Source organism: Natronorubrum halobium, assembly GCF_051351675.1.
Taxonomy (GTDB): domain Archaea; phylum Halobacteriota; class Halobacteria; order Halobacteriales; family Natrialbaceae; genus Natronorubrum.
In genome coordinates this window covers 2,437,663-2,461,594 of record NZ_CP195595.1, presented here as the reverse complement: position 1 = coordinate 2,461,594, position 23,932 = coordinate 2,437,663, and the positions used below count along the sequence as shown (strand labels likewise).

At 65.5% G+C, this 23,932-nt stretch carries 19 protein-coding genes; 15 read left to right on the top strand and 4 right to left on the bottom strand.

Going from position 1 to position 23,932, the window contains the following annotated elements; translation table 11 throughout:
• Window positions 1–36 precede the first annotated feature (36 nt).
• On the bottom strand, window positions 37–1,125 hold the full coding sequence (locus ACSFC7_RS12185) for a tubulin/FtsZ family protein (protein WP_436343032.1): 1,089 nt from the start codon (window positions 1,123–1,125) through the stop codon (window positions 37–39).
• Between the two features lie 163 nt (window positions 1,126–1,288).
• Here ACSFC7_RS12185 and ACSFC7_RS12180 point away from each other — a divergent pair, with 163 nt between their 5' ends.
• The 3 genes from ACSFC7_RS12180 (at window position 1,289) to ACSFC7_RS12170 (ending at window position 4,119) form a co-directional block, all read left to right on the top strand.
• The gene (locus ACSFC7_RS12180; protein ID WP_436343031.1) at window positions 1,289–1,714 is read left to right on the top strand and encodes a DUF5791 family protein; all 426 of its coding nucleotides are present in this window, start codon (window positions 1,289–1,291) and stop codon (window positions 1,712–1,714) included.
• Window positions 1,715–1,951: 237 nt separating this feature from the next.
• Window positions 1,952–2,842 carry an SDR family oxidoreductase gene (locus tag ACSFC7_RS12175; RefSeq protein WP_436343030.1) on the top strand — a complete coding sequence of 297 codons (891 nt, stop codon included), beginning with the start codon at window positions 1,952–1,954 and terminating at the stop codon, window positions 2,840–2,842.
• 89 nt (window positions 2,843–2,931) lie between these two features.
• Window positions 2,932–4,119, top strand: coding sequence for a DHH family phosphoesterase (locus ACSFC7_RS12170; protein ID WP_436343029.1), 1,188 nt, complete (start codon window positions 2,932–2,934; stop codon window positions 4,117–4,119).
• A 22-nt stretch (window positions 4,120–4,141) separates the two neighbouring features.
• Here the strand turns inward: ACSFC7_RS12170 and glmM are convergent, their stop codons facing one another.
• The gene (gene glmM / locus ACSFC7_RS12165) at window positions 4,142–5,500 is read right to left on the bottom strand and encodes a phosphoglucosamine mutase (RefSeq protein WP_436343028.1); all 1,359 of its coding nucleotides are present in this window, start codon (window positions 5,498–5,500) and stop codon (window positions 4,142–4,144) included.
• Between the two features lie 231 nt (window positions 5,501–5,731).
• Here glmM and ACSFC7_RS12160 point away from each other — a divergent pair, with 231 nt between their 5' ends.
• The 7 genes from ACSFC7_RS12160 (at window position 5,732) to ACSFC7_RS12130 (ending at window position 13,989) form a co-directional block, all read left to right on the top strand.
• Window positions 5,732–6,040 carry a transcription factor S gene (locus ACSFC7_RS12160; RefSeq protein ID WP_436343027.1) on the top strand — a complete coding sequence of 103 codons (309 nt, stop codon included), beginning with the start codon at window positions 5,732–5,734 and terminating at the stop codon, window positions 6,038–6,040.
• 139 nt (window positions 6,041–6,179) lie between these two features.
• Window positions 6,180–6,488 carry a DUF7518 family protein gene (locus tag ACSFC7_RS12155; protein ID WP_436343026.1) on the top strand — a complete coding sequence of 103 codons (309 nt, stop codon included), beginning with the start codon at window positions 6,180–6,182 and terminating at the stop codon, window positions 6,486–6,488.
• 110 nt (window positions 6,489–6,598) lie between these two features.
• Complete coding sequence (smc, locus tag ACSFC7_RS12150) at window positions 6,599–10,186, top strand: chromosome segregation protein SMC (protein WP_436343025.1); 3,588 nt, start codon at window positions 6,599–6,601, stop codon at window positions 10,184–10,186.
• The gene (locus ACSFC7_RS12145; RefSeq protein ID WP_436343024.1) at window positions 10,179–11,357 is read left to right on the top strand and encodes a segregation/condensation protein A; all 1,179 of its coding nucleotides are present in this window, start codon (window positions 10,179–10,181) and stop codon (window positions 11,355–11,357) included. The genes smc and ACSFC7_RS12145 overlap by 8 nt, the downstream gene beginning before the upstream one ends.
• Before the next feature lie 93 nt (window positions 11,358–11,450).
• Window positions 11,451–12,101 (top strand): hypothetical protein, encoded by a 651-nt coding sequence (locus tag ACSFC7_RS12140; RefSeq protein ID WP_436343023.1) that lies wholly within the window; start codon window positions 11,451–11,453, stop codon window positions 12,099–12,101.
• 68 nt (window positions 12,102–12,169) lie between these two features.
• Window positions 12,170–13,633 carry an MATE family efflux transporter gene (locus tag ACSFC7_RS12135; RefSeq protein ID WP_436343022.1) on the top strand — a complete coding sequence of 488 codons (1,464 nt, stop codon included), beginning with the start codon at window positions 12,170–12,172 and terminating at the stop codon, window positions 13,631–13,633.
• Between the two features lie 164 nt (window positions 13,634–13,797).
• Window positions 13,798–13,989: a hypothetical protein gene (locus ACSFC7_RS12130; RefSeq protein WP_436343021.1), complete on the top strand. Its 192-nt coding sequence runs from the start codon at window positions 13,798–13,800 to the stop codon at window positions 13,987–13,989.
• A 78-nt stretch (window positions 13,990–14,067) separates the two neighbouring features.
• Here the strand turns inward: ACSFC7_RS12130 and ACSFC7_RS12125 are convergent, their stop codons facing one another.
• Complete coding sequence (locus ACSFC7_RS12125) at window positions 14,068–14,766, bottom strand: phosphoribosyltransferase (RefSeq protein ID WP_436343020.1); 699 nt, start codon at window positions 14,764–14,766, stop codon at window positions 14,068–14,070.
• Between the two features lie 134 nt (window positions 14,767–14,900).
• Between ACSFC7_RS12125 and ACSFC7_RS12120 the strand changes: the two genes are divergently transcribed.
• The 3 genes from ACSFC7_RS12120 to ACSFC7_RS12110 all read left to right on the top strand — a co-directional run bounded on the left by ACSFC7_RS12120 (window position 14,901) and on the right by ACSFC7_RS12110 (window position 19,335).
• Entirely contained in the window at window positions 14,901–16,220 is a 1,320-nt protein-coding gene (locus tag ACSFC7_RS12120; RefSeq protein ID WP_436343019.1) for a hypothetical protein, read from the top strand.
• A gap of 690 nt (window positions 16,221–16,910) precedes the next feature.
• Entirely contained in the window at window positions 16,911–18,344 is a 1,434-nt protein-coding gene (gene thiC, locus ACSFC7_RS12115) for a phosphomethylpyrimidine synthase ThiC (RefSeq protein WP_436343018.1), read from the top strand.
• A gap of 91 nt (window positions 18,345–18,435) precedes the next feature.
• A complete protein-coding gene (locus ACSFC7_RS12110) occupies window positions 18,436–19,335 on the top strand; it encodes a PhzF family phenazine biosynthesis protein (RefSeq protein ID WP_436343017.1) in 900 nt (299 codons plus the stop codon).
• A gap of 218 nt (window positions 19,336–19,553) precedes the next feature.
• On the opposite strand, the gene ACSFC7_RS12105 is transcribed toward ACSFC7_RS12110, so the two are convergent.
• Window positions 19,554–20,270, bottom strand: a complete 717-nt coding sequence (locus tag ACSFC7_RS12105; RefSeq protein ID WP_436343016.1) for a helix-turn-helix domain-containing protein — start codon at window positions 20,268–20,270, stop codon at window positions 19,554–19,556.
• 247 nt (window positions 20,271–20,517) lie between these two features.
• Here ACSFC7_RS12105 and ACSFC7_RS12100 point away from each other — a divergent pair, with 247 nt between their 5' ends.
• Both ACSFC7_RS12100 and ACSFC7_RS12095 read left to right on the top strand, forming a co-directional pair.
• On the top strand, window positions 20,518–21,375 hold the full coding sequence (locus ACSFC7_RS12100; RefSeq protein WP_436343015.1) for an SDR family oxidoreductase: 858 nt from the start codon (window positions 20,518–20,520) through the stop codon (window positions 21,373–21,375).
• A gap of 2 nt (window positions 21,376–21,377) precedes the next feature.
• Entirely contained in the window at window positions 21,378–23,456 is a 2,079-nt protein-coding gene (locus tag ACSFC7_RS12095) for an AMP-binding protein (RefSeq protein WP_436343014.1), read from the top strand.
• The last annotated feature ends 476 nt before the right edge of the window (window positions 23,457–23,932 follow it).

The window sequence follows — 23,932 nt, the reverse complement described above, 5'->3', positions numbered from 1 at the left end:
CCGAACGAAAAAGCCCTTCCGACGTTTCGGCGGAAGCTAGAAGAGGTTCTCGAGGCGGTCGTCCGCGAACTGCTCCGCGGGATCGGATCGCTCTTCTTCGCGTTCCTGGGCCCGGTTCGCCTCGCGTGCGCGATTCATGAACTCCTGAACTCGATCGGAGCGTTCGGCCCCGCCGAGCAGGACCAGCGCCCCGAGTCGGTCGCTGTCGAGCGGGAAGTCACCGCCGCGGACCTGCATGCTACCGGTCTCGTCCTCGAGCCAGCGGCGCGCGCGTTCGACCCCCTTCCGCGGGATCCGTTCGGGTTCGCCGGCGATGACCAGCAGTGCCGAATCGGCAGTCGTCGCATCTGGGAGGCTGGTTCCCGTCAGCAGAGCCTGTCGCGAGACGCTCATCGCGGTCCGGATGTTCTCGCCGCTGTCCTCGCTCGCGACCTCCGAGGCGTAGCCCAGCACGGAGACGCCGCCCGAACGGAGGGTGTTGATGACCTCGCTCGAGTCGACCACGCTTTCCCCAACGCCCTCGACGGCCTCGCCGGAGGCGAAGAGCAAGCCGACACGCTGGGCGATCTTGCCGTTGATGGTGTCGAACGCGCCTTCCACGCTCTCGCCCTGTTCGTGCCAGGCGTCGTTGTCGATGAGCAGCGTCGAGTCGGCCTCGCGGACGATCGTCTTCAGGGACCGGCCCGCGTTGGCCTGGTAGAGCGCGCCCTCGTTGCGCCCCGGGAGGACGCCGAGCGCGTAGACGGGAACGTCGTAGACCTGCTGGAGGTGGTGGACGAGAACCGGCGCGCCGCCGCTGCCGGTGCCGCCGCCGAGGCCAGCGACGACGAAGATCGCCTCGGCGCTCGAGGTGACGCGACCGTCGAGCGCGCCCAGCACTTGCTGGATGTCCGACTGCATGACTTCGGTGCCGAGTTCGTTGTCGCCGCCGACGCCGTGACCGTTGACGCGGTCCGCGCCGATCAACAGCGTATCGGCGAACTCGAGGGACTGGAGGTCCGGTTCCGCGGAGTTGACGGCCAGTGCGCCCTGGACGGCTCCGTAACCCATCTCCGCGTCGAAGCGGGTGAGCCGTTCAGTGACCTTGCCACCGGCCTGACCAACGCCGATCAGGGCAACTTTCATACGGATTTCATGTAAGCACGGGTAATTGAACGTTCCGGTGGACAATTACATCGAGCGCGGACGAACGGACCGGTCCGAGAACGAACGTATCGGCCCGCGACCGTACACGGGCGGGTCGGCGCGTATGATAATACCTTTCAGCGGGATGCCCGTTTCGTCGCGTATGTTCTACGACCAGCGGATGACCGTCCCCGACTCGCCCGCCGACCTCCGCGACGAGTACGAGGACGATCTGCGGGCCGTCGTCGACCAGCACGGTGTCGACGCCGTCGCCGAGCGGACGGACGTCGACCGGGAGACCGCGGAAGCGCTCCTCGAGTCCGAGTCGCCCGCGCTCACGCTCCCGGAAGCGGCCCAGATACAGTCGCTCGAGGACGGCGAACCAGAGCCCGACGAGATGGTGACCATCGCCTGCGAACACCTCCTGTTGGGCATGTCGACGGCCGTCCTCGACGTCGACGCGATCGAGAGCGAACTCGAGATCGAACTGGACGCGAAGGAGGTCCAGCAGAAACTCGAGCAGCGCGCCCCGATGTCGCTCGAGGAGTTCGTCCACATCCAGTACGTGATCGCCGACGGCGCCCCTTGACATTCTCCCCGCCCCGAAGGGGCATGACGAGACGCGTGCGTCTCGTTGTCGTTCGAGAGACGTCGTCTCTCGTGATGCCGAGATAGCACGGCCATCTCGAGCCACACCCGAATCGTGAGGATCTCGTCGGTACCCGCCCCCCTCGCAACTGCGACGGAGAAGCAGTCGTAGCCGTCGCGGGGTATCCGTTTTCGTCTCGAGCGCGGAAATTATGTACGTCCGCCCACGAGAGACGCTATGCACGTTGCAATCCTGGGCTGTGGTCACGTCGGCCTCGAGTTGGGCCGCCAACTCACCGAGCGCGGTCACGACGCGATCGGCGTCCGCCGCTCCGACGAGGGTGTCGCGGAGATCGAAGAGACCGGGTTCGAGGCCGTCCAGGCGGACGTCACCGATCCCGAAGATCTCGGGGCCGTCCCCGACGTCGACGCCATCGTCTTCGCGGCCAGCAGCGGCGGCCGAGGTGCGGACGCGGCCCGCGAGGTCTACGTCGACGGGCTGCGGACGGCCATCGAACAGTTCGGCGAGCGCGAGCACAGCCCCGAGCGGCTAGTATACACCTCCTCGACGGGCGTCCACGGCGACCACGACGGCGACTGGGTCGACGAAGGGACCGCGATCGATCCGACGACCGAAAAGACCGACGTGCTCGCCGAGGCCGAGCGGATCGCCCTCGAGGTGCCCCCCGAGTACGGCTTCGAGGGCACCGTCGCGCGCTACGCCGGCCTCTACGGCCCCGGCCGCTACCGCCTCGAGCGCTACCTCGAGGGGCCGGTCACCGAGGGCTACCTGAACATGGTCCACCGCGACGACGCGGCCGGGGCCATCCGCTACCTCCTCGAGGAGGACCGCGCCCGCGGCGAGGTGGTCCAGGTCGTCGACGACGAACCCGCCCACAAGTGGGAGTTCGCCGACTGGCTGGCCGAGAAGTGCGGCCTCGAATACCCGCCGAAGCAAACGAAAGCCGAGCGACTCGAGGACGCGGACATCTCCGCGGCCGGGAAGCGCCGCATCCTGACCAGTAAACGCTGCTCCAACGAAAAACTGCGAGCGCTGGGCTACGAGTTCGCGTACCCGACGTATCGGGAGGGGTATCGGGACGCGATCGAGGCCTACCGTCGCCGTTGAGGGCCATACCGCGACGATACGAGCGGCTAGTGACTGAAAACTGTCGAGTGAGGGGGAAATTTCTTGGGGGTTCGATTTGATTGTCGGGTATGAGCGACCGGGACCTCTCGATCAGCAGCGCGTTTCTCGAGGCCGACGCGCTGCTGGTCGAGACCGTCGTCGACGAACTACAGTCCCTCGAGCCGCTGGTGCTCTCCTTGCTCGTCCTCGCGACCGTCGCCGCCGTCGTCGGTGGCTGGTGGGTCGTGCGCTGGTTTCGTCGGCCGCCCGGTGCCCGTCTCCAGCGCCTGCTGGCGAAATACGACGACGTAGCGGTGTTGATGCATCCGAACCCGGATCCGGACGCCATGTCCTGTGCGATGGGGATCGCTCGGATCGCCGAGGCCGTCGAGACCGAGACGACGCTGCAGTACGCCGGCGAGATCCGCCATCAGGAAAACCGCGCGTTCCGGACCGTCCTCAACCTGGACCTCGAGTCGATCGAAGCGAGTTCGCAACTCGCCGCCGACGCGGTCGTTCTCGTCGATCACAACACCCCGCGCGGCTTCGCCGGGTCCCAGACCGTCGAACCGGTCGCGGTCGTCGACCACCATCCCGGCAACGGTGCGGGAACGGAGTTTACCGACGTTCGTACCGAGTACGGTGCCGCGTCGACGATCGTCGTCGAGTATCTCGACGAACTCGGGGCGACGATGGAGGGCGAAGACGGCAGGGGCTTCGAGGTTTCCGAAGAGCTCGCCACGGGTCTCCTGTACGGTATCCAGTCGGACACGAATCAGCTGACGAACGGCTGTTCGCGGGCGGAGTTCGACGCCTGCGCCTCGCTGTTTTCGGGTATCGACGAGGACCTACTCGATCGGATCGCCAACCCGCAGGTCAGCGACGACGTCCTGCAGGTCAAGGCGACGGCCATCACCGAGAAACGCGTCGAGGGCCCCTTCGCCGTCTGTGACGTCGGTAAGCTCTCGAACACCGACGCGATCCCGCAGGCCGCGGACGAACTCATGCATCTCGAGGGCGTCACGGCGGTCGTCGTCTACGGCCAGAACGACAGCACGATCCACCTCTCGGGTCGCTCGCGGGACGACCGGGTCCACATGGGCGAGACCCTGCGACACGCGATCAGCGACATCCCGATGGCCAACGCGGGCGGCCACGCCCGGATGGGCGGCGGCCAGGTGTCCGTCGATCACATGAACGGGATCGGTCCCTCGGACGGGATCAGCAAGCCCGAGTTCGAAGAGCGGCTCTTTTCGGCGATGGCCGGCGAGCGATAGTCGGTCGGTTCGGGACCGCGAGCTACTCGGCGGACGGCGTCTCAGTAGCTCCGGTCGACTCGTCACCCTCGGCCGCCTCGAGGACGATCCCGCGAGCGTCTTCGAACAGTTCCTCGGCGCGGTCCGGGTCGCGCGCCTCGGCCGTGATCCGGACGACGGATTCGGTCCCGCTGGGGCGAACGAGCGTCCAGCCGTCGCCGTGTTCGATCCGAACGCCGTCGAGCGCGTCGACCTCGAGGTCGCGTTCGCGAACCGTTGCCTCGACGCGCTCCATAACGGCCGCCTTGTCCGCCACTTCGATGGAGGTCCGCCGGATCGGATAGGTCTCGAGGTCGTCGATCAGGTCGCCGAGCGAGCCCGCTCGCTCGGCCATCGCGGCGAGTTTGCAGGCCGCGAGCGGGCCGTCCGGGCAGAGGGTCTCGTCGGGCCAGATCCACGCGCCGCTGGGTTCGCCGCCGAAGACGACGTCGGGTTCGGTCGCCCGCTCCGCGACGTAGACGTCGCCGACGGCCGTTCGCGTCACCGAGGCGCCAACGGCCGCCAGTGCGTCGTCCACGGCGAGGCTCGTGTCCACCGGCGCGGCGACCCGGTCCCCGTCACCGGCTTCCTCGCGGGCGAACAGCGCGAGCAGGAGGTCCTTCGGGACGAACTCGCCGCGTTCGTCCACCGCGACCATCCGGTCGCCGTCGCCGTCGTGGGCGACGCCGAGGTCCGCGTCCGTCGCGCCGACCAGTCGCTGGAGGTCCTCGAGCGTCTCCTCGTTGGGCTCGCTGGGTCGGCCCGGGAACCGACCGTCCTGCTGGGCGTTCAGCGTTCGCACCTCGCAGCCGAGTTCGACCAGCGCCTCGGCCGTGACGCTGCCGGCCCCGTTGCCGACGTCGACCACGACGTCGAGTCCCGAGAGGTCGTCGACGGTGTCCGTGATCGTCTCGGCGTGTCGCTCGAGCAGCCCCTCGTGCCCGTGTCGGTCGCCGAGACCGTCCCAGCGCTCGAGGTCGTAGCGCTCGTTTTCGACTCGATCCGTGATCGCCGCGCGGCGGTCGGTGTCGAACGCCTGGCCGGCGGGCGACCAGAGTTTGATCCCGTTGTCGGTCTTCGGGTTGTGCGAGGCGGTGATCACGACGCCGGCGTCGGCGTCGAGCCAGTCGACGCCGCGGGCGACGGTCGGCGTCGGGGCGATCCCGATCTCGATAACGTCGCCGCCACACTCCCGGATCCCGGCCGTGAGTGCGTCGACCAGCATCGTTCCGCTCTCGCGGACGTCGCGGCCGACGACGACGCGTTCGTACCCCTCGGACGCCAGCGCACGGCCGACGGCGAGCGCCAACTCGGCCGTTACTTCCTCGCCCACCGCCCCACGAATACCGCTCGTTCCAAACATGCCCGAAGGTATCACGACTGGGTATATAAAAATCGGATTTCCGTCCGGCGTTCTGAGAGCGATTACCGCACCGGTCGACGCTCGAGCGCTGCGGCGGATTCGTCCGCTCGCGCTCACGGTCCCGCTCCCGATCGCGTTCGGCTCGTTCCCGCCGGAGTGCGTTCGGATCGTTCCCGCCGATGACTCCAAACGGGTCGTTTAAGTCTCTCGGCCGATGTAGCCCGGATACTAATGGAATTTTGCGACGAATGCGGTTCGATGATGAAAGCCAACGACGGGCGCTGGGAGTGCGGTAGCTGCGGCTTTACGAAGCCGAAAGGTGACGCCGACGAGTACATCGTGACGGACGACCAGGAGGCGGGCGAGGTCATCGAGTCCTCCGGCGAGACCTCCCTGCCGGAGACGGACGCCCGCTGTCCCGAGTGCGGCCACGATCGCGCCCACTGGTACATGCAACAGATTCGGTCGGCCGACGAGAGCGAGACGCGCTTTTTCATCTGCTCGGAGTGCGAGCACAAGTGGCGCGAAGACGACAACTAACCGCCTCACCCATCCTCTCCGCCGGTCCGAGCAGGAGTGACTATCGGGCGATGCAGTGCTCTGTAGCCGACTGGAACGTACCAGACAAATTAATTTTGTCTGACGTACGTTTATGTGGCCAGACCGACCGCTAGGAGATATGTCGAAAAATCGCGTCGAGGAACTCGAATCGACGGTTGCAGAACTCGAGTCGACGGTAGAGGGGCTGACGGACGAACTCATCGAATCCAAAGAGCGAATTCGCGTGCTCGAGGCCGAACTCGATACCGAGTCGCCGACCCGCGTGCCCAACCGACGCGGCGGCGAGGAAGAAGCCCCGGAAGGCGACGTGACGCAGGAAGCGGCACCCGACGAGGTCGCGGAAGCCGCGGCCGATGCCGACGGCGAGGAGGCCGCGGCTCAGGACGAAGCGGAAGACTCAGGTAGCGACGACATTATTGTCGCATAACTGCGTGGCGACGTCGCGACAGCGGTCGACCGTCGACGATATCGACGGCAGCCGACCTCGCAACGACACCAGCCACGATCCCCGGTAGGGACGGAGGGCTCGAGAAGAGAATGTATATCAAGGCACTCGTTCTGGACAATTTCAAGAGCTTCGGCCGAAAGACGAAGATCCCCTTCTACGAGGACTTCACGGTCGTCACGGGACCGAACGGTTCCGGGAAATCGAACATCATCGACGCCGTCCTCTTCGCGCTCGGACTGGCTCGTACGCGCGGGATCCGCGCCGAGAAACTGACCGATCTCATCTACAACCCCGGTCACGAGGACGGCAACGACTCCGGCGGCCCGCGCGAGGCCACCGTCGAAGTGATTTTAGACAACTCCGATCACACGCTCGAGCGGACGCAGGTCGTCAACGCCGCCGGTAGCGAAGACGTCGGCGACATCGACGAGATTCGCATCCGCCGGCGGGTCAAGGAGACCGAGGACAACTACTACTCCTACTACTACCTCAACGACCGCTCGGTCAACCTCTCCGACATCCAGGACCTGCTCGCACAGGCCGGCGTCACCCCCGAAGGCTACAACGTCGTCATGCAGGGCGACGTCACCGAAATCATCAACATGACCCCCCACGCGCGCCGGGAGATCATCGACGAGATCGCCGGCGTCGCGGAGTTCGACGCGAAGAAGGAGGACGCCTTCGCGGAGCTCGAGGTCGTCGAAGAGCGCATTGACGAGGCCGAGTTGCGCATCGAGGAGAAACGCGACCGGCTCGCCCAGCTCGAAGACGAGCGGCGCGAAGCGTTGCGATACCGCCGGCTGCGCCGCGAGAAGGAGGAGTACGAGGGCTACAAGAAGGCCAGCGAACTCGAGGAGAAGCGCGCGGACCTCGAGTCCGCCGAGTCGAAGGCGGAGGGACTCGCCGAGGACCTCGCGGACCTCCAGCGCGAACTCGACGAACGGGAAGGCAAAGTCGTTCGCCTGCAGGAGGACCTCGAGGACTTGAACGCCGAGATCGAACGCAAGGGCGAGGACGAACAGCTCCGGATCAAGAGCGAGATCGAGGAGATCAAAGGCGAGATCTCCCGGCTCGAGGACAAGATCGAATCCAGCGAGGAGGCGATCGAGGAGGCCGAGTCGAACCGCCGCGAGGCGTTCGTCCAGATCGACCGCAAGCAAGAGCGGATCGAGGAGCTCGACGACGAGATGCGCGAACACAAACTCGAGAAGGCCTCGATCACGAGCGAGATCCAGGAGCGCGAGACCGAACGCGACGAACTCGAGGCCGAGATCGACGCCGTCGACACCGAGTTCGACGAGCTGAAAGCCGATCTGGCCGACCGCAAGGACGATCTCGAGGAGGCCAAAACGGCCAAAAACGACCTCCAGCGAGAGCAGGATCGGCTGTTGGACGAGGCGCGCCGGCGCTCGAACGAGATCAGCGAGAAAGAAGAGACGATCGAGGAGCGCCGCGAGGAGATTCCCGAGATCGAGAGCAAGCGCTCGGAACTCGAGCGGGAACTCGAGAAGGCCGAGAAGAACCGCGAGAACATCGCGGGCGTCGTCGACGACCTCAAGGGCGAGAAGCGACGCATCCAGTCGGACGTCGACGACGTCGACGACGATATCCAGGCGAAACAGCAGGAGTACGCCGAACTCGAGGCCAACGCGGGCGAGAGCGGCGACTCCTCGTTCGGCCGCGCGGTGACGACGATCCTCAACGCGGGCATCAACGGCGTCCACGGCGCAGTCGCTCAGCTGGGTACCGTGGCCGGCGAGTACGCCGTGGCCTGCGAGACCGCGGCGGGTGGCCGACTCGCGAACGTGGTCGTCGACGACGACGTCATCGGCCAGCAGTGTATCGACCACCTCAAGTCGCGCAACGCGGGCCGAGCGACGTTCCTGCCGATGACGGACATGAACCAGCGTCGGCTGCCCAACGCGCCGAGCGATCCCGGCGTCGTCGACTTCGCGTACAACCTGGTCGAGTTCGACGGGCAGTACAGCGGCGTCTTCTCCTACGTGCTCGGCGACACGCTGGTCGTCGAGGACCTAGAGACCGCCCGTTCGTACATGGGCGACTACCGGATGGTCACCCTCGACGGCGACCTCGTCGAGAAGAGCGGCGCGATGACCGGCGGTTCCGGGGGCGGCTCGCGCTACTCCTTTACCGGCGGCGGCGAGGGCCAACTCGAGCGCGTCGCGAAACAGATCACGGAACTACAGGAGGAACGCGAGGAGCTGCGCGAGGAACTGCGCGGCGTCGAGGAGCGACTCGACAACGCTCGCGACCGCAAGACCGACGCGGCCGACGAGGTGCGCTCGATCGAGAGCAAACTCGAGAACCTCGAGGCGAAACGCGACTCCATCGAAACGGAGATCGAGACGCTCGAGGACGACCTCGCGGAGCTCGAGGACGAACGCGACTCCGTCGACGAGCGGATGACCGAAATCTCGAGCGAGATCGAGGAGAAGACCGCCGCAGTCGAGGCGATCGAGGCCGATATCGACGATCTCGAGACCGAACTCGCCGACTCGAAGATCCCCGAACTCACCGCACAGATCGATGAACTCGAGGCCGGAATCGACGAGCGCGAGGACCGCATATCGGATCTCGACAGCAAACTCAACGAACTGAGCCTCGAGAAGGAGTACGCCGAGGACGCCATCGAGGACCTCCACGACGACATCGAGACGGCACAGAACCGCAAAGCCGAGCACGAAGACCGGATCGAGGAGTACGAGGCAGCCATCGAGGAGAACCGGGAGGGACTCGAGGCGAAACGCGAGGCCGTCGCGGACCTCGAGGACGAACTCGCCGAGTTGAAAGACGAGCGCGGCGACCTCAAAGAGGAACTCTCAGACGCGCGGACGAAACGCGACCAGCAACAGGATCGGGTCAACGCCGTCGAGAGCAAACTCGAGAACACCCGAAGCCGGGTCGGCGACCTCGAGTGGGAGATCGAGAGCCTCGAGAGCGAGGTCGGGGACTACGACCCCGAGGACGTGCCGGACCACGAGACGGTTCTCGAGATGATCGAGTACCTGACCGCGGATATGGAGGCGATGGAGCCGGTGAACATGCTCGCGATCGACGAGTACGACGACGTCCGGAGCGATCTCGAGGAACTCGAGGACGCGAAGGCGACGCTGGTCGAGGAGGCCGAGGGGATCCGCGACCGGATCGAGCAGTACGAGACCCAAAAGAAGCGGACGTTCATGGACTCCTACGACGAGATCGCCGAGCAGTTCACGGAAATCTTCGAGAAACTCTCGGAGGGGACCGGGACGCTCCACCTCGAGAACGAGGCCGATCCGTTCGACGGCGGGCTGACGATGAAGGCCCAGCCGGGCGACAAGCCGATTCAGCGGCTCGACGCGATGTCCGGCGGCGAGAAGTCCCTGACGGCGCTCGCCTTTATCTTCGCCATCCAGCGGCACAACCCGGCCCCGTTCTACGCGCTCGACGAGGTCGACGCGTTCCTCGACGCCGTCAACGCCGACCGGATCGGCGAGATGGTCGACGAACTCTCCGAGAAGGCGCAGTTCGTCGTCGTCTCCCACCGCAGCGCCATGCTCGATCGCTCCGAGCGGGCCATCGGCGTCACGATGCAACAGGACAACGTCAGCGCGGTGACCGGCATCGACCTGAGCGACGGGTCCGACGAGGGCGAGGAGGTGCCGGCGAGTGACTAGCGAGGAGCCCGAGGAGCCGGAGGCGACGAAGGGGTCCTCGAATACGCGACCGGAGAGCGAAGCGAACCGTGAGCGAAGCGAACGGCGCGACGACGAGTTCTATACGGACGGCGGGAAGGACGACATTCCGCTGAACATCGCCGGCCACGAGGATAGGGAGCCGCCGTCAGGCGGCTCCGAACGGTCGAACGGCGACCGGAGAGAACCGGGAGACGGCGAGCCGCCGGGCGAGTCGTCGGATCAACCATCGGACTCGAGCACCGATCACCGAGCGCCGGACTCCGAGGAATCGGTCCTCGAGTTCTCCGAAGCCGGGGACATCACGACGGGAGACGATGGCGACGCGGAAGACGACGAAGACGAAGTCGAACCCGTCGAACTCCTGGTCCAGCTCGCCAAGAACGGCGAGATCGATCCCTGGGACATCGACATCGTCGCGGTGACGGACAAGTTCCTCGAGGCGCTGGACGACGCCGACCTGCGGACCTCGGGTCGGGCGCTGTTCTACGCGAGCGTCCTCCTGCGGATGAAAAGCGACGAGCTGTTCGCCCCGGACGAACCCGAGGAGGACGAACTCCCGCCGTGGGAGGCGCCCTTCGCGGACGAGGGGCCGATGGACGGCGGCGACCCCGACGCCGACGGCGGCCCGCCCGGTTTCGACCCCGTCGAGGGCCTCGAGGCGGAGATGGAACGCCGCCTCGAGCGCAAGCAGGCCCGCGGGAAGCCGGAGACGCTCGACGAACTGGTGCGGGAACTGCGCGGGGCCGAACGCGGCACCTGGTGGAAGGAGTCCCGGACCTACGACACGAGCGACTCGCCGCGGGGCTACGACCGCGGGATGCAGGAGCTGAACTACCACTCGGGCGACGACTTCCGGGTGGACGACGAGCCGACGAGCGACGACGTCACGCACACGACCCACGAGGAGGACATCGAGGCCGTCATCGACGACGTCGAGGCGGAACTCGAGTCCCAGTACGAACGGGGCCGCGAGGAGGTGCTGTACGCCGAAATCGACGGCATCGGCGGGACCCGCGTGATGACCTATCTGGCCCTCCTCTTTCTCGCCCACCGGGGCCGGGTCCGCCTCCAGCAGGACGAACTGTTCGGCGACCTCTGGGTGCAGGACGCGGCGATCGAGACGGAAGCGACCGAAGCGGTTGCGGACTGACTCGAGCGGAGGCGGAACTGACGGGCGGTCGTGGACCGACCGACTGCGGAACTGCCACAAACGTTTACCGAACACCGTTCGAACGTCGGGTCGATGTCCAGGCCAACTGACGCGCGTCCGGACGACGCGGCGTTTCGCGTCCGCGTCGAGACGTTCGCGCTCATCCGGCGGGTACTCCCGATCGGAGTTCTCGCGGGATCGCTCGCCGGTCCGCTCTTCCTCGTCGACTCGAGCGCCGCAGTCTGGCTCTCGATGGCGCTCTTCTTCGGGACGGTGTTCGTCCTCTGGACGCTCCAGGGACTCCCGCTGTATCCGGCCCACACGTTCGGGATCGAGTACCGGTTCGAAGACGAGCGGTTCGAGGCGGACCCGCGCCGGTGCGTTCGCTGTGAGACGGCGATCGACGACGGAACCCACCGCCGCTACGCGCGTCAGTTCGTCGTTCTCGGGGTGCCGGTTCACACGCTCGCCTGGGGAGACAACGATTTCTGTCCGGACTGTCTCGACGTCGATCCGAACGGAGCGAGCGACTCCGAACCGGAGGAGGACCGCGAGTCGGTCCCCGGATCGACCGTCGGCGGAGACGACGAGTCGGCGAACCCGAGGAAAGGGGCAGATCCGGCCGGTGACACCGCACACGGCCAGCAACACGATGCGGAGCCCGGAACCGACATCGTCCGCCGCGTCGATCTGCACGACGACACGACGGCGCTCGAGGTTGCGCGAGCGTTCGACGACGAGTAGTCGCCGGGAGTGGTTGGCGATATCACACCTCACGAGAAAACAAGTAAGTCGAGCGATACGCTGGTAGTATGTCTTCCGGCGAGTCGCTGGACGAAAGTAACCTCACGGAGGGGTCGCTCGTCCGGCCGATGTTCAGGCTGGCGTGGCCGCTCGTGGTCATCCAGCTCCTGCAGGTCGCCTACAACGTCGGCGACACCTTCTGGCTCGGCGCGCTCTCGCCCGACGCCGTCGGTGCGGTGAGCCTCGCTTTTCCGCTGCTCTTTCTGGTGATCGCGGTCGGCGCCGGCTTCACGACGGCCGGCGCGATCCTGATCGCCCAGCACACGGGTGCCGAGAGCGGTGAGGGCGGGCTGATCGCCGGCCAGACGATCTCGTTCATCTCGCTGGTCGCGATCGTCCTCGGCATCGTCGGATACTTCGCGACGCAGCCGATGCTCGATATCTTGCCCGCCGACAGCGCCACCGAGGCGGCAATCCTCCCGCTGGCGGCCGATTACCTCCAGATCTTCTTCCTCGGAGTCCCCTTCGTCTTCGGCTTCTTCGTCTTCGCCGCGCTCATGCGGGGCTACGGCAACACCCGCGCGCCGATGCGCGTCATGGTCATCAGCGTCGTCATCAACCTCGTCCTCGACCCCCTGCTCATCTTCGGCGTCGGGCCGCTCCCCCGCCTCGAGATCGCCGGGGCCGCCGTCGCGACCGTCGTCTCTCGAGGGATCGCGACGCTGATCGGGTTCTACCTGCTGTACTACACGGACGTCGGTCCGGATATCAGGATCGAACACCTCCGCCCGCGCCTCGAGTACGTCTCCAAGATCACCCGGCTGGGCGTCCCGACGGCGATAGAGCAGTCGATGACGGCGCTGGCGCTGGTCGCGATGACGGCGATGGTCGTCACCTTCCCGCCGGCGGTCGTCGCGGCCTACGGACTGGGCAACCGGCTGATCTCGCTCGCGTTCTTACCGGCGATGGGGGTGGGACAGGCGACAGACTCGATCGTCGGCCAGAACCTCGGCGCCGGCAGGGCCGACCGGGCGGCGAAGGCGACGTGGATCGCCTCGGGCGTGGTCGCGGGGATCATGTTCGTCGCCGGCGCGCTCGCGTTCCTCTTCCCGGAGCCGTTCGTCGCGGTGTTCCTCACGGCCGAGGAGGCGGGCCGAGCCGAGACGCTCGCTCACGGCGTCACCTACCTCCGGTTCGCCGCGTTCGCGTTCGTCTTCATGGGCGTCATGCAGGTCGTTCAGGGCGCGTTCCGCGGAGCCGGGAATACGAAGACGGCACTCGCCTTCGCCGTCCTCGGCCTCTGGATCGTTCGCGTGCCGGTCACCTACTACCTGATCTTCGTCGCCGATTGGGGGACGACGGGGATCTGGACCGGCGTCGTCATCGGCGATATCGTCGGCGCGCTCGCGGCCGTCGCGTGGTTCACGCGCGGCACGTGGAAGGAGTCGCTGCTCGACGAGAGTGACGACGAAGGGACGGATTCGAGGGCGGGGCCACCCGACTCGAGCGATGCCGAATCGGTCGCCGAGTAACGAACGCGTCCGGTACGTTATCTGTCCGTTCGGAACCGTGTCGTAACCGCCAGCAAGGATCGAGATACCAGCTGAACCTCTCAGTAGGAGACACGTACCGTTTTTCCTTCAATCCAAATCTGTTTGGAAAATCCCTCAAGCAAGGTGGTGGTGTATGTGGGCGTATGCTCACGAACAGGGAGTCAACCGATCGGGACGACGGACCGAAGCAGTATCTGGTGACGTGCGAGAGCTGCTCGTTCGAACACACGGCCGACGGGCGCGATAGCGCGACGGCGATCGGCACCGATCACCACCGAGAGACGCGCCACGAAGTCGTCGCCTTCGAGGTCCCGCCCTCGCTCGGTTCGTCGTAAGCTCCGTGCGGCTTCGAGCGACGCTCGAGAATCGCGACCGATGCGGCGACAGCCCGTCCGCCGGCAGTTACCGGCCGCTCAGTCGCTGACGAGCATCCACTCGCCCGGTCCGGCGGACTCGAGGACGTCGCGCCGCTCCATCTCGTTCAATACTTCCGGAATGCGGTCCGGCTGAGCGATCTCCATTTCGATCCGCTCGATGTTGTGGAACTCCGAGAGATAGTAGCGGATCTCCTCCTGCGTGAACGAGTCCTGCTCGGCTTGCGCCATGACGCTGGAGATGAGATCGACCATGTCCTCGATGAAGTTCCAGGGGTAGACGATCCAGGTCCACTCGTCCAAGTGTTCGCCGACGTAGTCGGGTTGGTACTCGCTGGTTCCGAGCAACTGGAGCGTCGCGGTTCGGACCTCGCCGGCGTCCCGCTCCGCGACGTACTCGTAGGCCCGTTCGATGGAGCCGCCGGTGTCGGCGATATCGTCGATGATGAGGACGTCCTTCCCTTCGACGCTGCCCTCGGGCATGGGGTAACGGACGGTGGGTTCGCCGCTCTTCTCGGCGGTCCCGACGTAGTGTTCCATCTTCAGGCTCGTCAGGTCGTCCAGTCCGAGGAAGTCACAGAGACACCGCCCCGCGAACCAGCCGCCGCGGGCGAGCGCGACGACGACGTCGGGTTCGAACGCGTCCTCGCGAACCTCGTCGCTGACGTCGCGACACAGGCCGTAGATATACTTCCAGGTAGTGATCGTACAGTCGAAGTCGTCCGGGAGATCGGACATCTGATGGCACCCGTTCGGGGGCAGGGTGGCGACGCCCATAAGTGGGCTGAAACCCGCAGTCCTCACTGCGTGTCGGTGTCGATTAAATTCAATATGCAGTGGGAAGAATATTGTGGAAGACGGTGAGATAGCCCATGCCCACTACCCAGGACTACGAGTACCTCCTCGAGTGCAAGAACGTGATCGGCGTCGACTACGACGAGCGCGAGGATCGGGTGACCGTCTTCGTCACCCAGAAAGAGCCCGCCGACTGTCTCGCGGACGAAGACGACGTCGAGAAGCGCGTGGCCGACGCGGGCGACGACGTCGCTATCGACGTCGTCGACGCGGGCTACGACGAGGAGCGCGAGGGGTTCGACGCGCTGTCGATGTTCGAGACGGTCCCCGAAGCCGCACCCGGTCGAGAGGGACGCCACCGACCCGTACCCGCCGGCGTCAGCGAGAGCAACACGAATCTGACGGCGGGAACCGGCGGGCCGTACCCGGCACGCGTCACCGATCCGGACGCCGAAGATATCGTCTGGCGCGACGATATCGAGTCGGGAGACCTTGTTCGCCTCTCGAACAACCACGTCTACGCCCGGTCGAACGCCGCGGACCCCGGTGCACCGATCCTCCAGCCCTCGCCTCACGACGGCGGGGAAGCCGACGACGCGGTCGGCGAACTCGTCGGCTACGTTCCCATCGAGGAGGGCGTCCGCGTCGACGTTGCCGCCCGGTCCGTCGAGCGCGAGCTAGAGTCAGCAGACTACTTCGAACTCGAGGCGTCATGGCCGACCGGTATCCGACGCGAGGAGTACGAGGCGCTACAGGGCGAGACGGTGACGAAGACGGGGCGCACGACGGGCGTCACGAGCGCCGAAATCGAGGCGACCAGCGCCAGCGTTCGCGTGAACTTCGGCGAGGACCACGGCCCGGTGTTGCTCCGCGAGCAGTTGGTTACCGGCCCGATGTCCGAGGGCGGCGACAGCGGGTCGCCGGTGTTCCTCGAGGACGGGGCGCTCGTCGGCCTGCTCTTCGCCGGCTCGGCCGAGCAGACGATCTGCAACCGGATCGCGCTGGTCGAGTCCGAACTCGGCGTCGAGATTCTGACCGACGAACCGGATACGGGCGGTGATGTCGACGGGAGCGCCGAGATACCTGTCCGTACGACGACCCTCGATCACACGCTCTCGGTCGACCTCGAGTCGCCGTCGCTCTCGCTCGAGTCGATTCGGTTCGAGGATCGGATTCGGCCGGGCGAGAGCGTCGAGGCTGTGGTCACCGTCGGTGCCGAGCCCGGGGCGTACTGGCTCGCCATCGAGGACGAGCAGAGGACGGTTACGATTCCCGTGGACGACGGCCCCGAGTCACGCGGGCAGGCAGCGGTGACTATTCCAGTCTCGGTCCCCGACGGTCTCGAGGACTCGCTGACCGTTCGTGTTCGTGGTGGGCCCGTCGGGACGCTCGAGTGATGTATCCTCCCGTGTAGATCGTTCTCCTCGCGGTACAACTGTTTACGTTCGTTTGGACAGCACAGACCTGTTTGAACGTGGCTCCACGAAGACGAGTACGCTGCTGCCGCTGGCGGCGGTGATTGCCACGTCCTCCCCAGCCGATTTCTCCGCACGGTGCTTTGCGCCGTAAGGATGGTTCGCGGAACCGCCGGTTCCGCGCTAACGTTCAGTCGCTACCGCTCTTTCACTCGTCCATAGGAAGACGCTTTGCGTCTTCCACGCAGTCGCTCATTTCATCTGCTTACGGGCGCTTCGCACCCGTCTGCTCGCGGGCCATCGGCCCGTCTGCTCACGGCGGCAAAGCCGCCGTTCGCATGGTATGCGGGACCGTTGGTCCCGCACTACTCGCATGGTCTGCAAGACCTGCGGTCTCGCACTATTCGCCCGGTCCGCGGGACCAAGGTCCCGCGCTACTCGCGACGACCTCGCACGTCGTTGAGGCACGACTCACTGTTCGTTCGCCGTGCCGCAGCGCGCACCACTGCACGTGTTCGACGGTCTGAACTGGAGCCTGAATCACCGCTACTGACCGCCATCGGTGTCGCACCGATCATCGATCCCGACTTGAGGATCGTCAGTAACCGTGGGTTCGGTCTCGCCGCGGACAGCACAACTCCTATATAACTCGATGATACAACCTAGTTATCGATGGCGCGAACACAGATCGAAGCCGCCCGCGAGGGGACGGTCACCGACGCGATGGAACGGATCGCCGAGCGCGAGAACCGCGAGCCGGAGTTCGTCCGGGAACAGGTCGCCGAGGGACAGGCGGTGATTCCGGCGAACGTCAATCACGACGCGCTCGATCCGATGATCATCGGCCGCGCGTTCGCGACGAAAGTCAACGCGAACATCGGCAACAGCGAGACGACGAGCGATCTCGAGGAGGAACTCCGGAAACTCCACACCGCGGTCCACTACGGCGCGGACACGGTGATGGATCTCGGCACCGGAAGCGATCTCGACGAGATCCGCGAGACGCACGTCGAACATTCGCCGGTGCCGATCGGCACGGTGCCGCTGTACGAGGCGGTAAAGCGGGCCGGCGATCCCGAGGAGATCACGACGGAGCTGTTGCTCGAGGTCATCGAGAAACAGGCCGAACAGGGCGTCGACTACATGACGATCCACGCCGGGATTCTGGCGGAACACCTGCCGTTGACCGACGGCCGGAAGACGGGAATCGTCTCCCGAGGCGGGTCGATCATGGCGTCGTGGATGGAGGCCCGCGGCGAACAGAACCCGCTGTTTCAGGTGTACGACGAGATCTGCGAGATCTTCGCCGAGCACGACGTCACCTTCAGCCTCGGGGACAGCCTCCGACCCGGCTGTCTGGCCGACGCCTGTGACGAGGCTCAGTACGCCGAGTTGGATACGCTGGGCGAACTGACCCGTCGCGCTTGGGGGCACGACGTGCAGGTGATGGTCGAGGGTCCGGGTCACGTCCCGATGCACAAGGTTGCCGAGAACGTGGAGCGCCAGCAAGAGGTCTGTGACGGCGCGCCGTTCTACGTCCTCGGGCCGCTCGTGACCGACATCGCGCCCGGCTACGACCACATCACGAGCGCCATCGGGGCCGCGATGGCGGCCGAGGCCGGCGCGGCGATGCTGTGTTACGTCACGCCGAAAGAGCACCTCGGCCTCCCCGACGAGGAAGACGTCCGCGACGGCCTCGCGGCCTACCGGATCGCCGCCCACTCCGGCGACGTGGCGAACGAACGCCCCGGCGCGCGCGACTGGGACGACGCGCTCTCGGAGGCGCGCTACAACTTCGAGTGGCGCGAGCAGTTCGATCTCGCGCTCGATCCCGACCGCGCTCGGGACTATCACGATCAGACGCTGCCCGAGGACAACTACAAGGAGGCTCGCTTCTGCTCGATGTGCGGCGTCGAGTTCTGTTCGATGCGGATCGATCAGGACGCCAGAGAAGCGGGTACGATGGAGCGACTCGAGTCGACGACCGATCTCGAGGCCTCGGCCGCGGCCGAGGTGAACCGTCCGCCGGTCGGGACGCACGAGTCGGGCGATCTGCCGACGGTCGGGGACGACGGCCAGTCCGTCGAGCAGACCGGCGACGACTGAGAACGGTCGACGAACCGTGCCGTCCGGAGTCGACGGTCACGGCGATACCGAGGACAGTAGATTGATACGTCGTTCGTCCCACGGACGTGGTATGGACACGACTCGGATCTTGCAGGTCGACGCCTTTACCGACGAGCCGCTGGCGGGGAACCCCGCCGGCGTCGTCCCCGAGGCCGACGGCCTCTCCGACGGCCAGATGCAATCGATCGCCGCCGAAATGGCCGTCAGCGAGACGGCGTTCCTTCGCTCGAGCGAGACCGCCGATCACCGGGTTCGGTACTTTACGCCGACGCAGGAGGTCGACCTCTGCGGACACGCGACGATCGGAAGCTTCGCCCACCTCCACGACGAGGGCCTCGAGACCGGGACGTACACCCTCGAGACGAACGTCGGCGAACTCGAGATCGAACTCGAACCCGACGGCACGGTCTGGATGACACAGGACACGCCGGAGATCCGCGAGGTCGACGTCGGCTACGACCGCGTCGCCGACGCGCTCGGCGTCGGTCAGGCGGCCCTCGAGGGTGCGAGCGACGACATTCCGCTCGCGGTGGCCTCGACGGGCCTCCCCTTCCTGATCGTCCCGATCACCTACCTCTCGGACCTCGGGAGTGCTGACCCCGATATGCACGCGATCGAGGACCTGACCGAGGAGTTCGACGCCACCGGCATCTATCTCTTCACGTTCGACGCGCTCGACCGCGAGTCGACGCTTCACGGCCGAATGTTCGCGCCAGGGGCCGGCGTGCCGGAGGACCCGGTCACCGGCACCGCGAGCGGATCCGTCAGCGCGTATCTCGATCGGTTCGGCGCGTTCGACGACGACTTCCCCGACGAGCTCCGCCTCGAGCAAGGCCACTACGTCGACCGCCCGGGGCTGGTTCGGGCTCGCGTCGACGGTAGCGTCCGGGTCGGCGGACGCGGCGTGTCCGTCTTAGACGGGTCGCTCGCGGTTCCCGAGGACGACGAGGACGAGATTCTCGAGGCCTGATGCGGAATCGCGGGGCGGACTACTCGCGTCCGTCGCGTTCGGTATCGTCGTCACGACTCGCGTCGGAGACAACGCTCGAGGACGGGGCGTCGAAGCCGGCTCGGACGCGGCTCGGACGCGGATCGGTCGCTCGAGTCGGCCGTCGAGGTATCGCGTCGCGTCTCATCGCTCGGACGATCGGATACGGACTCCGACTAGAGGTCGACGAGAGGAAGTTCTCAGTGCCTTTCGCCGTCGTCGATGTTTTCGAGGGCCGTCAACGCCGCCTTCAGGACCTTCCGTTCGCTGCGGCGCAGATTCATCGAAACGGCCGTCTTCGAGACGTCGAAGTGGTCGGCCAGTTCCTCGAGCGTCGTCTCGCGCGGCGTCTCGTAGTAGCCCGCTCTGGAGGCGACCTCGAACGTCGTGCGCTCGGTCTCGGTGAGCGATCGACAGCCCTCGAGCAGCCGCATCGCGCTATCGGAGTTCTCCAGCAGGTCGAACAGCGCCGTCGGGCCGAGTTGGTCGCGATCTTCGACGGTGTAGTCGTTGTGGCGCTCGAGTTCGGCGAGCGTGTGATCCTCGTCCTCGTCGTCGTCGAAGCCGACGTGCCACCGTTCGCGGCCGTCTTCGATCCGGAACGGACCGGTGATGTAACCGCCGTTCCGGTCGATCGTTCGCATCGCGTTCGTCTCCTCGATCTTCGTTCCGATCTGGGCGACGGCGTCGCGCTTCGAGAGGATGTAACACTCCGTCATGTTCGGGTGCTCGCGGAGTTCGCGCAGCCCGGTCTCGAGCGCGCCTGTCGACTTCCCCTTCGCGATGAGTCGCGTCTCGAGTTTTTCGTCGTCGGTGTCCAACTGCCACTGGACGGCCGAGAAGGCGATATCGACATCGTCAGTCGTATCGATGAACGGGCAATCGTACTGCCGCATGTCGATATCGAGATCGATCATTACTAGAGAGCAAATCACATACAAGGTATTAATATTACTCATCCGTAATCGCATCTCTCCGACTCGAATTTTTCGATCACTGACGCGGGATACGTATACGATTTTGCAAATCCGCACGAATCGTCAACTCTCGAGCCACCTACCCGGCGAATAGGCGCGCACACGGAATGGCCAGACGAAACGACCGTTGATATGTTAACAGACGACTTTTAGCGCGTCCCGAGGTAACGTACACCGAGCGATAGATATGTCTCAGGATCAGGTTACGCCGCCGACGGTGACACAGGACGATATTCAATCGATCGACGACGACGCGTTTACCGCCCGGAACGTCTGTCTCGTAACGGGCGCCGGATCGGGGATCGGGCGGGCAACGGCCCTCGCTGCCGCCGGAAACGGGCTCACGGTCGCCGCGACGGACATCGACGAGGACGGACTCGAGGAAACGATCGACCGCGGCGAGGAACTCGGTCTCGAGGGCGAGATCGAGTCGATCGTCGGGGACTTGACCGACGACGACGATCTCGAACGTATCGTCGAGGAAGCCGCACGGCACGGCGACCTCAAGTATCTCGCGAACATCGCGGGGATGCAACACATCGACTCGATCGAGAACTTCCCGATGGAAACGTACGACCTCATGCACCGGATCATGCTTCGAGCGCCGTTGTACCTCTCGAAGCTCTGTATGCCACACTTTCGGGAGACCGAGAACGGCCAGGGCTGTATCGGCAACATGGGCTCGGTTCACGGCCACTACGTCACCAGCGACAAGGTCGGCTACAACGTCTCGAAGTTCGGCCTGCGCGGCCTTACCCAGTCAATCGCCGCCGAAGGCGAGGGCGAGATCCGCGCGTTCTCGGTCAGCACCGGCTACGTGAAGACGCCGCTGGTGACGGACCAGCTCGAGGACACCGCCGAACAACGCGGCATCTCGGTCGACGAGGTGATCCAGGACGTGATGCTCGGCCAGTCCCGCGTCAAGGAGATGATGGAACCGGTCGACGTCGCCAACCTCTATCTGATCGGCTTCTCCAATCTCGGCCGACACCTCGACGGCGGAGACCTAATGTTTGATGGGGGCATGACGCTAACCTACGAGTAACGATGACAGGGAACACTACCGATCCGAGCCTCGAAGACGTCGATCAGATCGTCCACGAACCGAGCCAAGAGTTCGTCGAGTCGACGAACGTCTACGACTTCATGCAGACGTACGGGATCGACGACTACGACGATCTCATCGAGCGGACGACGAGCGAGGTCGACGGCGAACCCGAGAGCGGAGTCGACTGGTTCTGGGACGAGCTCGTCGACTACCTCGACATCGAGTTCTACGAGGCGTACGACGAGGTACGAGACGACAGCGAGGGGCCGCAGTTCACCGACTGGTACCCCGGCGGGGAACTCAACGTGGCCCACAACGTCGTGGATCGCCACGCCGCCGTCGACGACGAACGGCGAAACAAAGTCGCGACCATGTGGGAGGGCGAAGACGGCGAGGTCCGAGAGGTAACCTACCACGAACTCCACCGACAGTCGAATCAGGTCGCGAACGCGCTCGAGGAACGCGGCATCGAGACGGGCGACACGGTCGGGCTCTACATGCCGATGGTCCCCGAGGTCGTCTCGATCCTCTACGGCTGTTTCAAGGTCGGCGCGATCGCTGTCCCCATCTTCTCCGGCTTCGGGGTCGACGCGGCCGCGACTCGGATCGAGGATTCGGAGTGTTCACTCCTGTTCACCGGTGACGGCTTCTACCGCCGCGGGAAGCCGGTCTTCCTCAAATCGGCGGCCGACGAGGCCATCGAGGAAGCGGGACACGTCGAGAATACGATCGTCTTTGACAGACTCGGTGCCGGCGATTCGGCCACCGAACACGAAATTCCCTGGCGCGACGACCGCGACGAGTGGTGGACCGACGCCGTCGAAACGCAGGACGACGCCTACGAGACGAAGTCGCTCGACTCGAGTCAGGAGTCGATGCTGCTGTACTCCTCAGGCACCACGGGCAAACCGAAGGGGATCGTCCACACCCACGCGGGCGTGCAGGTACAGTGCGCCAAGGAGGTCTACTTCGGGATGGACCTCAAACCCTCGGACCGGTTCTTCTGGGTCTCCGATATCGGCTGGATGATGGGACCGTGGACCCTCATCGGCACCCACACCTTCGGCGGGACGGTCTTCATGTACGAGGGCGCACCCGACTACCCCGAACCGGATCGCTTCTGGGAGATGATCGACCGGCACAAACTCACGCAGTTCGGCATCTCGCCGACCGCGATTCGGGCGCTCCGCAAGCACGGCAAGCGTCAGACGGAGTCTGACGAGCCATCCGGCTCCGGCGGAGCCGGAGACGACGACTGGCTCTCCGGACACGACCTCTCCTCGCTCCGCCTGCTTGGCTCGACCGGCGAGCCCTGGGACCCCGAATCCTGGCAGTGGTTCTACGAGAACGTCGGCGGCGGCGAGGCGCCGATCATCAACATCTCCGGCGGCACGGAGATCTGCGGCTGTTTCCTGATGCCGATGCCGACCGAACCGCTGAAGCCGTGTACACTGGGCGGGCCGGGGCTCGGCATGGATATCGATATCGTCGATCGGCAGGGTGAGTCGGTGAAAGAGGACAACGAGCGCGGCTTCCTCGTCGCCAAGGACTCCTGTCCCTCGATGACGAAGTCGCTCTGGTCCGGCGACGAGCGCTACCTGAACGAGTACTGGTCGACGTTCGAGGACCTGTGGAACCACGGCGACTGGGCTCAGAAGGATGCGGACGGTTTCTGGTTCCTCCACGGTCGGGCCGACGACGCGCTCAACGTGGCGGGACGGAAGGTCGGCCCGGCGGAGGTCGAAGGGGCCCTCATCGACCACGAGTCGGTGAACCAGGCCGCGGCTATCGGGGCCCCGGACGAGACGACCGGGACGGCGGTCGTCACCTACGTCGTCCTCGACGACGGCTACGAGGAGACCGACGAGTTGCGCGAGGAACTGCGCGCGCAGGTCGGCGAGGAGTTAGGGAAGCCGTTCCGGCCGCGCGAGATCCTGTTCGTCGACCAGTTCCCCAAGACCCAGTCGGGCAAGATCATCCGCCGAGCCATCGAGGCCACGTACACGGGCGAGGATCTGGGCGATATGAGCAGCATCGAGAATCCGGAGGCGCTCGAGGAACTCGAGGAAGCGAGGTGACGTCCTCCCCGCCCTGAAGGGCGGATTCTCTCCTCGCAGAAAGAGAGTCCCGCTACCGCCGGATCTGATCCCGCAGTGTGCCGTCGCCCCGTTCTGTCGGGAGGGGGTCTCTCCGTCCGCCGTGAGGAACCGTTGTGTTCTGAGCGCGCGTTTGTCTACGTGATTCAGGCCGCCCCGCATCGAGTTGGCACTTTTCACGCCGTCGCGTGACGACCCGCAATCACCGAGGAGAGACAGTATGGCAACTACATCGAAGTCGAACACCGGGGTGCCTCGAGCCGTCGATCTGTACCAGTTCGAGGGCGCGGACGTCTATCAAGAGGGCGACGAACACGCCCGGTTGCGCGGGTACTTCCCGCTGACGCCGGGGATGCCGAACGGGACCGACGCCGGCGCCGAGGAGATGATGATCGTCAGCATCGAAATCGAGCCCGGAAACTACCTGCCGTCCCACCGGGACAGCACCGAGGAACTGC

What these genes read in the sequence shown, in the direction of transcription:
- ACSFC7_RS12185 (WP_436343032.1), bottom strand. Translation starts at nt 1,125, where the DNA reads ATGAAAGTTGCCCTGATCGGCGTTGGTCAGGCCGGTGGCAAGGTCACT.
- ACSFC7_RS12180 (WP_436343031.1), top strand. Translation starts at nt 1,289, where the DNA reads ATGTTCTACGACCAGCGGATGACCGTCCCCGACTCGCCCGCCGACCTC.
- ACSFC7_RS12175 (WP_436343030.1), top strand. Translation starts at nt 1,952, where the DNA reads ATGCACGTTGCAATCCTGGGCTGTGGTCACGTCGGCCTCGAGTTGGGC.
- ACSFC7_RS12170 (WP_436343029.1), top strand. Translation starts at nt 2,932, where the DNA reads ATGAGCGACCGGGACCTCTCGATCAGCAGCGCGTTTCTCGAGGCCGAC.
- glmM (WP_436343028.1), bottom strand. Translation starts at nt 5,500, where the DNA reads ATGTTTGGAACGAGCGGTATTCGTGGGGCGGTGGGCGAGGAAGTAACG.
- ACSFC7_RS12160 (WP_436343027.1), top strand. Translation starts at nt 5,732, where the DNA reads ATGGAATTTTGCGACGAATGCGGTTCGATGATGAAAGCCAACGACGGG.
- ACSFC7_RS12155 (WP_436343026.1), top strand. Translation starts at nt 6,180, where the DNA reads ATGTCGAAAAATCGCGTCGAGGAACTCGAATCGACGGTTGCAGAACTC.
- smc (WP_436343025.1), top strand. Translation starts at nt 6,599, where the DNA reads ATGTATATCAAGGCACTCGTTCTGGACAATTTCAAGAGCTTCGGCCGA.
- ACSFC7_RS12140 (WP_436343023.1), top strand. Translation starts at nt 11,451, where the DNA reads ATGTCCAGGCCAACTGACGCGCGTCCGGACGACGCGGCGTTTCGCGTC.
- ACSFC7_RS12135 (WP_436343022.1), top strand. Translation starts at nt 12,170, where the DNA reads ATGTCTTCCGGCGAGTCGCTGGACGAAAGTAACCTCACGGAGGGGTCG.
- ACSFC7_RS12130 (WP_436343021.1), top strand. Translation starts at nt 13,798, where the DNA reads ATGCTCACGAACAGGGAGTCAACCGATCGGGACGACGGACCGAAGCAG.
- ACSFC7_RS12125 (WP_436343020.1), bottom strand. Translation starts at nt 14,766, where the DNA reads ATGTCCGATCTCCCGGACGACTTCGACTGTACGATCACTACCTGGAAG.
- ACSFC7_RS12120 (WP_436343019.1), top strand. Translation starts at nt 14,901, where the DNA reads ATGCCCACTACCCAGGACTACGAGTACCTCCTCGAGTGCAAGAACGTG.
- thiC (WP_436343018.1), top strand. Translation starts at nt 16,911, where the DNA reads ATGGCGCGAACACAGATCGAAGCCGCCCGCGAGGGGACGGTCACCGAC.
- ACSFC7_RS12110 (WP_436343017.1), top strand. Translation starts at nt 18,436, where the DNA reads ATGGACACGACTCGGATCTTGCAGGTCGACGCCTTTACCGACGAGCCG.
- ACSFC7_RS12105 (WP_436343016.1), bottom strand. Translation starts at nt 20,270, where the DNA reads ATGATCGATCTCGATATCGACATGCGGCAGTACGATTGCCCGTTCATC.
- ACSFC7_RS12100 (WP_436343015.1), top strand. Translation starts at nt 20,518, where the DNA reads ATGTCTCAGGATCAGGTTACGCCGCCGACGGTGACACAGGACGATATT.
- ACSFC7_RS12095 (WP_436343014.1), top strand. Translation starts at nt 21,378, where the DNA reads ATGACAGGGAACACTACCGATCCGAGCCTCGAAGACGTCGATCAGATC.